This window comes from Marivita sp. NO-S04 (assembly GCF_059070475.1).
Genome location: NZ_CM180980.1, coordinates 1,103,638 through 1,116,925 on the forward strand (window position 1 = coordinate 1,103,638; position 13,288 = coordinate 1,116,925).

The 13,288-nt window shown below is 61.7% G+C and carries 12 protein-coding genes; 6 read left to right on the forward strand and 6 right to left on the reverse strand.

The window, feature by feature from the left end; translation table 11 throughout:
* From ACK3EW_RS05920 to ACK3EW_RS05930, 3 genes are all read left to right on the forward strand, one after another.
* The gene (locus tag ACK3EW_RS05920; protein WP_493808844.1) at positions 1 to 852 is read left to right on the forward strand and encodes an amino acid ABC transporter permease; all 852 of its coding nucleotides are present in this window, start codon (positions 1 to 3) and stop codon (positions 850 to 852) included.
* A complete protein-coding gene (locus ACK3EW_RS05925; protein ID WP_493808845.1) occupies positions 852 to 1,580 on the forward strand; it encodes an amino acid ABC transporter ATP-binding protein in 729 nt (242 codons plus the stop codon). The genes ACK3EW_RS05920 and ACK3EW_RS05925 overlap by 1 nt, the downstream gene beginning before the upstream one ends.
* 70 nt (positions 1,581 to 1,650) lie before the next feature.
* Positions 1,651 to 2,568, forward strand: coding sequence for a DMT family transporter (locus ACK3EW_RS05930; protein ID WP_493808846.1), 918 nt, complete (start codon positions 1,651 to 1,653; stop codon positions 2,566 to 2,568).
* Between the two features lie 55 nt (positions 2,569 to 2,623).
* Here ACK3EW_RS05930 and ACK3EW_RS05935 read toward each other — a convergent pair whose 3' ends face one another.
* From ACK3EW_RS05935 to ACK3EW_RS05950, 4 genes are all read right to left on the reverse strand, one after another.
* Complete coding sequence (locus ACK3EW_RS05935) at positions 2,624 to 3,130, reverse strand: bactofilin family protein (protein ID WP_439119924.1); 507 nt, start codon at positions 3,128 to 3,130, stop codon at positions 2,624 to 2,626.
* Positions 3,120 to 4,433 carry a DUF5930 domain-containing protein gene (locus tag ACK3EW_RS05940; protein ID WP_493808847.1) on the reverse strand — a complete coding sequence of 438 codons (1,314 nt, stop codon included), beginning with the start codon at positions 4,431 to 4,433 and terminating at the stop codon, positions 3,120 to 3,122. Before ACK3EW_RS05940 ends, ACK3EW_RS05935 begins: the two co-directional genes overlap by 11 nt.
* Before the next feature lie 215 nt (positions 4,434 to 4,648).
* Positions 4,649 to 5,458 (reverse strand): ferritin-like domain-containing protein, encoded by an 810-nt coding sequence (locus ACK3EW_RS05945; protein WP_493809694.1) that lies wholly within the window; start codon positions 5,456 to 5,458, stop codon positions 4,649 to 4,651.
* A gap of 152 nt (positions 5,459 to 5,610) precedes the next feature.
* Positions 5,611 to 6,078 (reverse strand): peroxiredoxin, encoded by a 468-nt coding sequence (locus ACK3EW_RS05950; RefSeq protein ID WP_493808848.1) that lies wholly within the window; start codon positions 6,076 to 6,078, stop codon positions 5,611 to 5,613.
* 82 nt (positions 6,079 to 6,160) lie between these two features.
* Between ACK3EW_RS05950 and ACK3EW_RS05955 the strand changes: the two genes are divergently transcribed.
* The 3 genes from ACK3EW_RS05955 to queA all read left to right on the forward strand — a co-directional run bounded on the left by ACK3EW_RS05955 (position 6,161) and on the right by queA (position 11,384).
* Positions 6,161 to 9,457: a YhdP family protein gene (locus ACK3EW_RS05955; RefSeq protein WP_493808849.1), complete on the forward strand. Its 3,297-nt coding sequence runs from the start codon at positions 6,161 to 6,163 to the stop codon at positions 9,455 to 9,457.
* A gap of 117 nt (positions 9,458 to 9,574) precedes the next feature.
* A complete protein-coding gene (locus tag ACK3EW_RS05960) occupies positions 9,575 to 10,198 on the forward strand; it encodes a TIGR02466 family protein (RefSeq protein WP_493808850.1) in 624 nt (207 codons plus the stop codon).
* Positions 10,199 to 10,337: 139 nt separating this feature from the next.
* Entirely contained in the window at positions 10,338 to 11,384 is a 1,047-nt protein-coding gene (gene queA, locus ACK3EW_RS05965; RefSeq protein ID WP_493808851.1) for a tRNA preQ1(34) S-adenosylmethionine ribosyltransferase-isomerase QueA, read from the forward strand.
* 12 nt (positions 11,385 to 11,396) lie between these two features.
* On the opposite strand, the gene ACK3EW_RS05970 is transcribed toward queA, so the two are convergent.
* Both ACK3EW_RS05970 and ACK3EW_RS05975 read right to left on the reverse strand, forming a co-directional pair.
* Complete coding sequence (locus ACK3EW_RS05970; RefSeq protein ID WP_493808852.1) at positions 11,397 to 12,599, reverse strand: thiamine pyrophosphate-dependent enzyme; 1,203 nt, start codon at positions 12,597 to 12,599, stop codon at positions 11,397 to 11,399.
* 90 nt (positions 12,600 to 12,689) lie between these two features.
* Positions 12,690 to 13,058, reverse strand: coding sequence for a thiamine pyrophosphate-binding protein (locus ACK3EW_RS05975; protein ID WP_493808853.1), 369 nt, complete (start codon positions 13,056 to 13,058; stop codon positions 12,690 to 12,692).
* Between the last annotated feature and the right edge of the window lie 230 nt (positions 13,059 to 13,288).

A 13,288-nucleotide genomic window follows, 5' to 3' on the forward strand; every position in this document is an offset into this window, starting at 1 on the left:
ATGACAGATCAGACGACCTTGAGGGGCGGGTCAGCGCCTGCGCTGACCCGTCGCCAAGCCTATGAACAGCGCTTGCGGCGGCGGTCGATCACCATCGCCGCCGGATCAACCTTGGCGGTGATACTGGCGGTTATCCTGCTTGTGCCGCTGGCCCCCGGCTGGGAGGCGGTCAAGCGCAGCTTTTTCAATGGCGAAGTGTTCGCCAAGACCTTTCCGGGGCTGCTCGACGCGTTCGTGATGAACGTCGCTATCTTTTTGTGGTGCGCGCCGATCATCGCCATTCTGGGTCTGGTGATTGCGCTGTGCCGCGATGTGCGCTCGCCTGCGTTCTATCCTTTGCGGCTGTTCGGGGCGATCTATACAGACGTGTTTCGCGGGCTGCCGGTGATCCTTGTGATCTACCTGATCGGCTTTGGCGTGCCCGGTTTGGGCCTGCCGCGCCCGTGGAATTCGCCCTATATCTGGGGGTCTTTGGCGTTGATCCTTGTCTATGCGGCCTATGTCGCCGAGGTGATCCGGTCGGGCATCGATTCCATCCATCACAGCCAGCGCGCTGCCGCAGCCTCGCTTGGGTTGTCGGACGGGGAAACCATGCGCTACGTCGTCTTGCCGCAAGCGATCCGCAACGTGGCCCCGGCGAATATGAACCTGTTTATCGCGCTTCAGAAAGACGTCGCGCTGCTGAGTTTCATCGGCCCGGTCGAGGTGTTCCGGCAGGCGGGCGTGTATAAATCCCTGATGGCGAACTTCACGCCCTATGTGGGGGCTGCGGTAATTTTCCTCGCGCTCACCATCCCGGCGACGCGCTATGCTGATTACCTGATGAACAAGCAACGGCGGCGGCAAAGCTGATGGCCAAGCTTGATCTGAAGGGCGTCACCAAGAGTTTCGGTGACAACACGGTCTGCCGTGGCATTGACTTGTCGGTCAATGAGGGAGAAATGGTCTGCCTGATCGGCGCGTCGGGGTCGGGCAAGTCGACGCTTCTGCGTTGCATCAACCTGCTGGAACCCATCGACGATGGTCGCATCCTACTGGATGGGGTGGATATCAGCGAACCGGGGCTGAACCCGCAGCCGATCCGCGCGCGCATCGGGATCGTGTTCCAGTCGTTCAACCTGTTTCCGCACATGACCGCTGCCGAGAATGTCATGCTCGCCCCACGTCGGGTGCTGGGCAAAAGCCGCGACGCGTTGGAGGCACCCGTCAAAGCGCTGTTCGACCGTTTCGATCTAGGTCAGCGGATGAACCATTACCCGGACCAACTGTCAGGCGGTCAGCAACAGCGTGTCGCGATCATCCGCGCCTTGGCGATGCAACCCGAGATCATGCTGTTTGACGAGATCACCAGCGCGCTGGACCCCGAACTGGTGGGTGAGGTGCTTGACGTGTTGCGGCAGTTGCGCACCGAAGGGATGACGATGATCCTTGCCACACATGAAATGGCCTTTGCCCGCGAGTTGGCGGACAAGGTGTGTTTCCTCGATGCCGGGCGCATCCTTGAGGAAGGCCCACCAGAGACCCTGTTTTCCGACCCTAAAGAGCCCCGCACGCGGGCGTTTCTGAGCCGCGTTCTGTAAGCAGGCGCAATTGCGTCGACAGGGGCGCGGAAACGTGGTCCTTGGAAGAGACGTACGGGAAAAGGGCTCCATGCAGAAACAATCGGACAAGGCGGTGCTCGCCATTCTGATCAGCATCGCTGCCCTGGTCCTGTTCGACCTGATGGGTCTGATCATCAAACACCTGTCAGGCCGCTATAGCGCGGCAGAGCTTTCGGCCTATCGCAATCTGTTTGGACTGGTCCCCAGCCTGATCGCTCTTTGGATGACGGCAAGCTGGCGCAGGGGCACGCGGTCGCTGCGCATTCGGCAATGGAAGCTGGCAGCACTTCGGGGTCTATCGGTGACCTTTGCGCAGCTCATGTTCTACCTGTCGCTTGGGATCATGGCCTTTGCGACCGCCACAACGATTTCCTACACCACAGCAATCTTCACCACAGCTCTGGCGGTGCCGATCCTTGGCGAACGGGTGGGCTGGGTGCGCTGGGTGGCGGTTGCCATCGGGTTCGTCGGGGTCATGATGATCCTGCAACCGGGCACGGATGCGTTCACATGGGCGCTGGTGCTGCCGGTTGCGGCGGCGTTCCTCTATGCGTTCAGCGGCGTGACCGCCCGGCTGATCGACCCTGAGGTTCCAACACCGCTTTTCAACCTGCACAGTTCAGCGTTTGCCGCCGTGGGATCGTTTTGCCTTGCTCTTGCTGTTGGGGGCTTTTCGCCCATCGCAAGTGTCGAGGATCTGGCGTTCATTGTTCTGATGGGGATGTTTGGCGGATCGGCGGTGCTGTGCCTTGTGGTGGCCTACCGCATGACCGAACCCAGCAACTTGGCACCGTTCAGCTATTTTGGCATCCCCATCGCGTTTGCACTGGGCTGGCTGTTCTTTGACGAAGCGCCAGTGGATGACCTTTGGCCCGGGGCGCTGTTGATCGTTATCGGCGGGCTGATGATCGTCTACCGCGAACGCCGCGCGCGCCGACCGCTTCAGCGCCCCGAGACACGCGGCTGACCCAAAAGAAAAGGCCGCCCGAAGGCGGCCCTGTCCGACGAGGTAATGTCTAAACTCAGCCGTTCGACGCGGCGGGGGCAGGGGCAGCTGCAGCGGCTGCAACGGGCTTTTTGCCACCGTTGAGCGGATCGTCCTGACGCTGCACCGAGCCTTCGAAATGGGCGCCGGATTCAATCGCGATGGTCTTGTGGATGATGTCACCCTCGACGCGCGCTGTTGCGGTCAGGCGAACCTTGAGGCCACGCACACGGCCAACCACGCGGCCGTTGACGACCACATCGTCGGCAACCACTTCGCCCTTGATGGTGGCGCTTTCGCCAACGGTCAGCAGGTGCGCGCGGATATCGCCTTCGACGGTGCCTTCGACATTGATGTCGCCGGTTGTCTTGAGATTGCCAGTGATGTGCAGATCGCTTGACAGGATCGAGGCCGCTGGCTTGGCCTTGGGCGCGGAGGCCTTGAATTCAGTTGCAGTCCGCGACGGATCGGGCATGGCCGGTTTCGGGATGCTTGCCTCGTCCGCCTTGGGGCCGGGCTCATTGATTTTGCTTTTAGAAAACATCGTTTGCAGCCTTGATGTAGATCATGGGGTTGACAGGTTTGCCGCCGACACGGACTTCGTAGTGAAGATGTGTGCCAGTGGAGCGTCCAGTGTTCCCCATAGCAGCAATTCGATCACCGCGCGAGACCCTTTGGCCCGCAGTCACGTAGAGTTTTGAGTTATGAGCATAGCGTGTCTCGATGCCGAACTCATGCTGTATCTTGACGAGCCTACCATATCCTGACTGCCAGCCAGCAAACGTCACAACACCGTCCGCCGTGGAGTAGATCGGCGTGCCATGTGCACCGGCAAAATCGGTGCCCGCATGCAGGCGGCCCCAGCGATATCCGAATCCACTGGTAAAGCGGAACGAATCTTTGATCGGCATCGCAAACGGCGCTTTTTCGGCCGCAATCCGGTACAGGTTCAGGCGGTCCATCTGGTTCAGGATACGGTTGGCGCGCAGCACGTCTTCCGACGGGTCTTCGCCGCGTGTCGAGAAGCTCAGCGGCATCAACGGGCCACCTTGGCCGGAATAGCCGCGACGCACCTGATTAAGGATCGTGTCGGGGTTCATGCCCGCCGCTTCGAACATTTTGTCGAGCGGTTTGACCGACACGGTCATCGCCTCTTCAAGCTGGCGGAAAATCGTGTCGTTCTTTTCTTCCATCAGCTTGATCTCGGTCGCCATCTCGTCGGCGCGGATCAATGCGTCCTGTGCATCGGCAACAACCTGGTCGCGCTCTTCTGCGGTGCGGGTCAACGCAGCGGATAGGAAGTCGAGCGTTGTCGTATCGACCGCTCCGGCAGAGGCCACGCCTGTGCCACCCTGTTCGATTTCGCTGATAAGCGAGGCCAGTTCGGTGCGGACGTCTTCGCGGGCGCGGATTGCGTCGCGCAGTTTCAACTGTACCGCTTCTAGCCCGTATTCCAGTTCGGCCTGCCGGGTTTCAGCGTCGAGCAGGCTGGTCTGCATCACTGACACCTGCTCCAGAGCGGTGTTGAAGCGTTCCTGCGCGGCGATTGCCTCGGCGGCACGGGCGTTGCGTTCTTCTGACAGGATATTCAGGCGCATCTGGTAAGTTTCCAGATCGCGCCGGGCCTGTTCGCGGAAATTGCCAGAGCCGATCGAGTCCATCAAAAGCACGGCCGTGGCGATGATGCTCCATGCCAAAACAAGAGAAGCGCCGCCGAACGCGAGCGCCTGTGTGCTGGATTTCAGTCGGATGAACCGGGTGTCAGTGTCGGAGCGCAGAAACAAACGGCGTTCCGGAAAAAAGCGTTCGAGTATGCCATGCAGCTTGATCGCAAGACGTGTGCGCACCTGTATGTTCCTCTTTCCCGTCCCTAGGTCGCGCCTCTTGAGCCCCAACTCTGGGCGCGTATCTGTTACGGCCTTACCGACCGATTCATGAATTGGCAACGTTTTTGGACCAATCGCTTGCCCAAGCGGGTGATCTGACGCCGAATTGGCAAGATTTCGCCGATCTTTTCGAGGCTTACAAAACGATGCTGACGCGCCACACCGTGCAGGGCAAGTCAGTTTGTTTCGGTCAGAGGCCAGTAAAAATCAGGCGGCAGGCCGGCTTCGGCGCGTTTTTCCTCGTTGAACGGCGGCTTCAAAGCGCCTTTGAAATAACGCCGTACAAGGGTGTGAAACGCATCTTTCGGGTCGTGTTCGTGCCGCCCGCACAGGAAGTGAAACCACTTCGATCCATAGGCGACATGGGACACCTCTTCGGAATAGATGGTCTCCAATGCAGCAACCGCGCTGGTGGCGTCGGCCTTGCGGAAGATCTCGATCATGCCGGGCGTTACATCCAAACCGCGCGCCTCGAGAACCATGGGGACAACGGCAAGCCGCCCCATGAAATCGTCCACCGTATCTTCGGCTGCACGCCACATGCCCGCATGGGCAGGCAGGGCACCGTAAAAGCTGCCTTGCTCTTCAAGGCAGTCGCACATCAGGTTGAAATGCTTGGATTCCTCATCCGCCGCCTTGACCCAGTCATCGTAGAACCCCATCGGCATGGGGACATTGGCAAAACGCGGGATGATGTCCCAATGCAAGTCCACCGCGTTCAATTCGATATGCGCCACTGCGTGTAGCAGTGCGATCCGCCCCTGCGGGCTGCCGGGTTTGCGCTTTGGCACATCGCGGGGATCCAGCAGTTCCGGCGCATCAGGCCGAGATGGGCGCAGCGGCGGTGCGGCAGTGCCGATCGGGATCGGTGTACCGGCAATGCGCGCGGCAAACCATTGCGCCGCGTACTCCCGGGATTTGGCCGTTTTCTCACGCCCGTCTGCGGTGGTCAGAACATCCACCGCCATGTCACACAAAGTCATCATGTCTGGCTCATCGCGCATGGCGCTTTGGAGTTCAAGACAAAGCGCTTTGCTTGTCTGTTTCACAAAACCTCAGGAGTTTGAGGGAAGAACCCTCATGCGCGCCGCAGGCGCGCCCCTGTCGGATCGGGCAAGGCCCGATCCGATCCAAATCATCAAAGCGCCTTTGCCGCCTCGAGCACCTCTTCGGCATGTCCCGGCACCTTGACCTTGCGCCATTCGCGCGCGACCCGGCCCTCGGCGTCGATCAGGAAGGTCGACCGCTCGATCCCCATGAATTTCTTGCCGTACATGGACTTCTCTTTCCACACGCCGAAATCCTCGGACGCCGTGCCGTGTTCGTCCGAGATCAGCGGCACGGTCAGCTTTTTCTTGGCCATGAATTTCTCGTGGCTCTCAAGACTGTCTTTGGAAATGCCGAAAACCTTGACGCCGATCTGTGCGAATTCCCCTTCCAACGCCGTGAAGGCTTCGTTTTCCTTGGTGCAGCCCGAGGTGTCATCGCGGGGGTAGAAAAACAGCACGAACGGCGTGCCGCGCAGATCCTTCAGCGAAACTTCGCCGTGGTCGCCGCCGTGGACCGGCAGGGTGAAATCCGGAGCCAATTCCAGTGTATCGCTCATGGCGCTATCCTTTAAGAAGATGAAGACGGATCGGGGAATTCCCCGGTTCGGGAAAGAATAACGCAAAAGGGCGCCGCTTCCAGTGACCGAGCAGGAACAATCGCAGACGTCGACAGCCGTGTCGCCCCGCAGACGGCGGGGACGTTGGGCTGTACGCGTCGGATTGGTGCTGCTGCTCATCGTGCTGGGCACCGGTTGGGCCATGGTCGGGCGGAGCCTGTCGGCCCCGGACTGGGTGCGTGACACGGTCGAAGAACGGCTGGCGGCGGCCTTGCCGGGCTATGAGGTGTTGTTCGGCGATGTGCAGCTTCGGCTGGAGCGGGATGGTCGAACGCGTGTCATCCTGCTGGATGTGGATGTGCAGACCGCAACTGGTGCGCCTGTTGCGGTGCTGTCGGATATCGAGATCGGTCTGGCGCTGCATGACCTCATCCGCCGCCGGGTTGTGCTGCGTGATCTGAGTGTCAGTGGTGCTTTTGTCACCCTGACCCGAAACCGGGCGGGCCAGTTGGGGCTGGCGTTGGGGGATGCGTTTGCCTTGGATGGCACGGCGCCGGATGTGCCGACGCTGGTGGCGCAGGTGGATCGGCTGCTGATGGATGACCGGTTGTCACGTCTGCAATCGGTCGAAGCCGATGCGCTGACGCTGCGGTTCGAGGATGCCCGCGCACGACGTGGCTGGACGGTGGATGGCGGGCGGCTGCGACTGGAACGCCAGAACGACCTTTTGCGCCTGTCGGGGGATTTCGCCTTGCTGGGCGGCGGGGCGACTGCGACGCGATTGCAGCTGGATGCGTCCTCGACCATCGGCGAGACCGAAGTGGCGTTTGGGGTGTCGCTTGACGACATGCCCTCGCAGGACATCGCCACGCAGGGTCCGGCGTTGGCGTGGCTTGGCGCACTCAGAGCGCCGATTTCGGGGTCATTGCGCGCTGCGATGCGCGCGGATGGGTCGTTGGGGGCGCTGAACGCGACACTTCAGATCGACGCGGGCGTGGTGCAGCCGACACCGGACACGCCACCTATCCCGTTCAATTCGGCGCAGAGCTATTTCACCTTTGATCCCGACCGATCACAAATCAGCTTTACCGAATTATCGGTGGACAGCGACCTTATCAGCGCGGTGGCCGAGGGGCGGGCAACCCTGACCGATCTGCGCGACGGCATCCCGTCGCAGATGCTGGGGCAGGTGCGGTTCAGCCGGTTGGAGACGGCTCCCGACACTTTGTTCGATGTGCCGTTGTCCTTGGACCGGGCCGAGCTGGACTTTCGCCTGCGCCTTGATCCGTTCGAGCTGGATCTGGGGCGGGTCTGGATCGACGATCCGCAGGTGCCGCTGCGCATGACGGGCAAGCTGCGCGCGTCCGAGGATGCGTGGGACTATGCGCTCGACGGCAGTTTCGGGGGGCTCACGCCCGAGGCGCTCTTGCATCTTTGGCCAGTGGCGATGGCGCCCCGCACCCGCAATTGGGTGGTGGACAATATACAGGGTGGCGTGATCCAGAGCGGGCAGTTCGCGCTGCGCTCGCAGGAGGGACCGCGCCCGGTGATTTATCTCAATGCAGCCTTCGATCGGGCGCAGGTGCGGTATACGCGCACCCTGCCAGTGGTGGAGCAGGGCACCGGGACGCTCACCTTGAATGATGACCGATTGGCCGTGCGGCTGACCAGTGGACGTATTCAGCCCAAGCAAGGCGGACCGATCACGGTGGACGGCAGCAGTTTCGTCATTCCCGACACGCGGCAACGCCCGGCGGATGGTCAGGTCACCCTTGTTGGCGAAGGTGCGGTCGAGGCGCTGCTGTCCTATCTCGACAGCCCGCCGTTGGAGATCATGCAAAAGGCCCGACGCCCGGTGGACCTGTTGTCGGGCCGGGTGCGGTTCGACGGGACGCTTCAGCTGCCCTTGCGGCGGGGATTGCGCCTGCCGGACATGACGCTCGAGGTGCGCGGGCGTGCGGTCGGGGTGGCGAGCGACCAGATCATTCCCAATCGCAGCCTGACGGCGCGGGCGCTGGACGTCTCGGTGACCAATGACATGCTGCGCGTGTCCGGTCAGGCGTCGCTGTCCGGTGTGCCGTTTGAAGGGTCTTGGACCTTGCCCATACCCGAGCCGGGCCAACCGCAGACCGGCAGCACGTTGGAGGGCACGGTCACCCTGTCGGATGCCGCGGCGCGGGCCTTTGGTGTGGCGTTGCCGGAGGGCACCGTGAGCGGTTCTGGCCCCGCCGATCTGCGGGTCGACTTGCGGCGCGGCGCTCCGCCCGAGTTCACATTGACATCGCGCTTGAGCGGTGTCGGTCTGTCGCTGCCACCTTTGGGCTGGGCTTTGCCGCGCGGCACCTCGGGCACGCTTGAGGTGGCAGGTGTGTTGGCACAGCCCGCGCGCATTGACCGGCTGGTGCTGGACGCTCCGGGTCTCGAGGCGCGCGGGGCGATCACGTTGAACGCGGACGGGTCATTGGACAGCATCGACCTTGACCGGGTGCGGGCCGGAGGGTGGCTGGATGCGCCGGTCATCTTGACCGGGCGTGGCGCCGGGGTGCCACCCGCCGTGCGGATCACGGGCGGCAGCGTTGATTTGCGAAACGCCCCCTTCGGTCGGGCAGGAGGAGGTGGTGCGGCACGGGGGGCACCAGTGCCTTTGACGCTTGCTCTGGACCAGTTGCAGGTGTCCAACAGCATCCGCCTGACCGATTTCCGGGGCGATTTGCGGTCAGGTGGTGGCCTGACGGGCAATTTCACGGCCAGCGTCAACGGGGCTGCCCCCATTACCGGAGAAGCCTTGCCGCAGGCGGGATCGACGGCGTTTCGCATCCGGTCGAATGACGCGGGCAAGGTGATCCGCGAGGCGGGTATTCTGAAAACCGTGGCCGGAGGAGACATGACATTGGCGCTGGCCCCGGTGGCGGGGCAGCCGGGCACCTATGACGGGGCGTTGAATGTGGTGAACACCCGATTGCGAGACGCGCCGGGGATTGCGTCGCTCTTGGACGCGATCAGTATCGTGGGGTTGCTTGATCAGTTGGAAGGGCCGGGCATTCTGTTCTCCGAGGTTGAGGCACGGTTCCGTCTGACACCGGATCAGCTGATCCTTACCCGGTCAAGCGCGACTGGCCCGTCGATGGGGATTTCGATGGATGGCACCTATAACCTTGGCGCGGGCACGCTGGATTTTCAGGGGGTTCTGTCGCCGATCTTTTTCCTCAATGGTATCGGCAGCATCTTCACCCGCAAGGGCGAGGGGCTGATCGGGTTCAACTTCAACCTGACAGGGCCTGCCAACCAGCCCAATGTCGCTGTGAACCCGCTGTCGGCGCTGACGCCGGGGATGTTCCGCGAGATTTTCAGGCGGCCGCCGCCGGTGGTTGGGGAGTAGGGGGCTGACCTGTGCCTCATCTCCAACCAAGCCCATGGAATCCGCCCGGTAAATATGTCATGCCGTTGGCAACCCGGGGATGACGTTTTCATGTCCGAGGTATTGCGGACACTTCACATGACTGACTTGGCACGCCCCCAGTTCGAACGTCTCTGGCCGACCCTCCTGATGACGCTGACCCTTCCCGGCGCGGAACAGGCGAATGCCGTGCTGGCCCCGATGCTTCTTGCAGAGGACACCGGGACCGAGGACCTGACTGTTCGGTATCTCGATCAGGACATCTTCGGCCAATCGCATCCTGCCATCGGCTGGCTGCGCCAATGCTGCCACAAGGCGGTTCTTGATTATGCCGGCGAGCTTAACATGAGCTATCGCCCAGAGTTCGATATTCAGGGCTGGGCGAACATCAACCGGCGCGGGGACTACCATAACCTTCACAACCACCCGCATTCCTGGCTCTCCGGCACCTACTACGTGCAGGTCCCAAATCAATCCCGGGCGTCTCGCAATCGGAGCGACCTGAATCCCGGCGAGATCAGCTTTTTCGATCCGCGTCCGCAGGCCAACATGAATGCGGTCAGGGACGATGGCCAGTTCAACCCCGAGTATAGGCGACTGCCGATGGCTGGCGAGCTGTTCCTCTGGCCAAGTTTTCTGCACCACCTTGTCCACCCCAATCTCGTGGATGAGCCTCGCGTTTCGATCTCGTTCAATGTCGTGCTGACGCGGAAGGTCCTCTGACAGAGGGTACGGTCAGGATGGGGTCTTTGGGCCCACTCCTGCCGTTTGCGTCATTCTGAGCGAAACGCGCTCCACGCTTTTGTTGCGCTTGCAAGTTCGGTATGGGCTGCGGCCACAGACGCAGAACCGGATAAGCCCCATGAAACTGAGCGATTTCGATTTCCACCTGCCCGAAGACCTGATCGCCACGCGCCCTGCGTCGCCACGGTCGTCGGCGCGGCTGTTGCATGCCGAGGCGGGCGCAATTGCGGACCGGGTCGTGAACCAGTTGCCCGACATTCTGCGCCCCACGGACCGGCTGGTGCTGAACGACACCAAGGTGATCCCGGCGCGGCTCTTTGGGGTGCGGCACCGTGTGGGGGAGGCAGGCGCGACTGAGGCGAAGATCGAGGTCACGCTGTTGGAGCCGCAGGCGGATGGGACGTGGTCGGCGCTGGTCAAGCCGCTCAAGAAACTGCGCGAGGGCGAAGAGGTTGTGTTCTCGTCGGACCTGACTGCCTGCCTTGAGGGTCGCAGCGACGGGCAGGCGTTGTTGCGGTTCAACCTTACCGGCGATGACTTTGATGCGGCACTGGCCGAGGCGGGCGCGATGCCCTTGCCGCCTTACATCGCGGCCAAGCGGCCAGCGGACGCGCAGGACAAGGAAGATTACCAGACAATCTGGGCGCGCAATTCAGGCGCGGTGGCGGCACCCACTGCATCGCTGCATTTCGACGAAGCCCTGGTGGAGGCGCTGCAGGCGCGCGGCGTCGGTATGAGTTTCGTCACGTTGCATGTTGGCGCGGGCACATTCCTTCCTGTGAAGGTCGAGTACGTGACCACCCACAAGATGCATGCCGAATGGGGCCGCGTGTCCGAGACCGCCGCGTCTGAGATTGCGGCGACCAAGGCTGCAGGCGGGCGGGTGATCCCGGTTGGGACCACGGCACTGCGGTTGATCGAAAGTGCGTCGCGGGGTGGACAGATCCAGCCTTGGGAAGGAGACACGGACATCTTCATTTATCCGGGTTTCGAGTTTCAGGTCACCGACGGGTTGATGACCAATTTCCACCTGCCCAAGTCGACACTGATGATGCTGGTCTCGGCGCTTATGGGGCAGGAGCGGGTGCGCGAGATCTATGCGCATGCCATCGAAGAGCGCTACCGCTTCTTTTCCTATGGCGACAGTTCGCTTCTGATCCCCTGAAAGCAGGCCGGACTAAGGCGTATAGGGAAGATCGGCGCGCAGAATGAGCGGCCATGGGCTTGTCTCTTCCGCCAGATCGACCTGCACTTCGATCAGGGCTGGCGCGCCTGTCGCAATGGCCTGTGCGAGAACCGGCTCAAGCTCGGCCGGGGTGCTGACGCGATGCGCTGCCACGCCATGCGCTTGGGCCAGTTTCACGTAATCCACACCGGGCAGGTCGCTGGCAATGGTTCTGCCGTCGAAATTCGTGATCTGGTCGCGGGCCACATTGCCGTAAGATCCGTTGTTGAACACAATCGCCACGACGCCAATGCCATGTTGCGCAGCGGTGGAAAGCTCTGATGCCGCAAACATGAAGCCGCCATCGCCCAGAATGGCGACCACGGGTTTGTCCGGGCAACCGACCTTGGCGCCAAGGGCTGTCGGATAGGCGAACCCGAGGTTTCCCTGATAGCCGGAGGTGATGTAGGTGCGCGGCGCGTAAACCGGCCACGCGAAATAGGATGCGTAGCCTGCCTGGCACATGTCCTTCACAAGGATACCCTCGCGCGGCAGGACCCTGCGGATGACGTCCAGATAAGACACTTGTGGCTGGATCGTGTTGATCAATTCAGCGGCTCTTGTACGCGCGTCCGCGATCCGCTCTTGGTTTTCCGATCCGGCAAAACCGTCAGCCGCGAGGCCGTCCGTAATGGCCGCAGTGCCGATGGCAGAGTCGCACACAACGCCCACATCCGGTTTGAGCCGCAGCATTTCTTCGGGCTCTATGTCGATGCGGATCAACTTGCGCTCTGCTGTGATCTGGTCGGAGGCATCCATCATGCCGCGCCACCGCATCGCCTGCATTTCGCAGCGCGATCCAATCCCGATCAGCACATCGGTGTCGCCCCACAGTTCATAGGCTTCGACGGAATTGACCCAGAGCGGGTGATCGGCGGGGACAATACCGCGCCCGCCGCGAAAGGCCGTGACCGGGGCATTCAAGCGCTCGGCAAGGGCCAGCACCTCGGCCGCGGCGTGTTGCGCGCCGGACCCCAGCATGATCATCGGGTGTTTGGCCCCTTTGATTAACGCGATCGCGTCGGCGATGGCCGCGGGGTTGGGTGGGGTCTCGTGTGCTGGCTGTGCAGAACCGGTTTCGGCAACGGGCGCAGGCTGGGCCATGGTGTCCCAGCACATTTCCAATGCAACGGGGCCGGGTCGCCCGCTGGTCATTCTTTGGAAGGCTTCCTCAACAAGGCGGGGTGCTGCGGTCGCATTGGGAATACGCTCGGCCCATTTGATAAACGACGCAAGCGTTGCGCGCTAATCGGGGATTTCGTGCAAATGCCCACGGCCCCGCCCCAAGAAAGCAGAGGGCACCTGACCCGTGAGCAGCAAGACAGGTGCATTGACGGCGACAGCGGTACATAGGGCCGCCCCTGTGTTGAGAACGCCCGGGCCGGGCACCACAGAGAACACACCGGGTTTGCCCGTTGCCCGCGCATAGCCCATAGCCATGTAGGCCGCTGTTTGTTCATGGCGCGGACCGATGACGTTGATGGAGGGTTCGGCTTTTTTAAGCGCGTCCATCAAGGGATAGGTCTGCACGCCCGGCAATGCAAAGACAGTGTCGACGTCATGTTTCAAGATCGCGTCTACAATGGCCGCGCCGCCAGTCATCATTTTTGTCATTGGGAGTTCTCAATCGCCTTTTAAGGATCTGTCCGTAGCAATGCTCCAAGCCTGCCCTTGGAATGGCGATGTGACAATGAAATTCAGTGATTTAGGTTGGGGGATCGGGCATGAGACAGATCGCGAGTGTTTGAATTTTTGATCCTGCAGCCTGTGTCTGCGCATGTTCGCACGTCGCGAAAACTGGTGCGTTCGTGACTGGTCCCCAAAAAGTCGCCCCTGTCATTGCG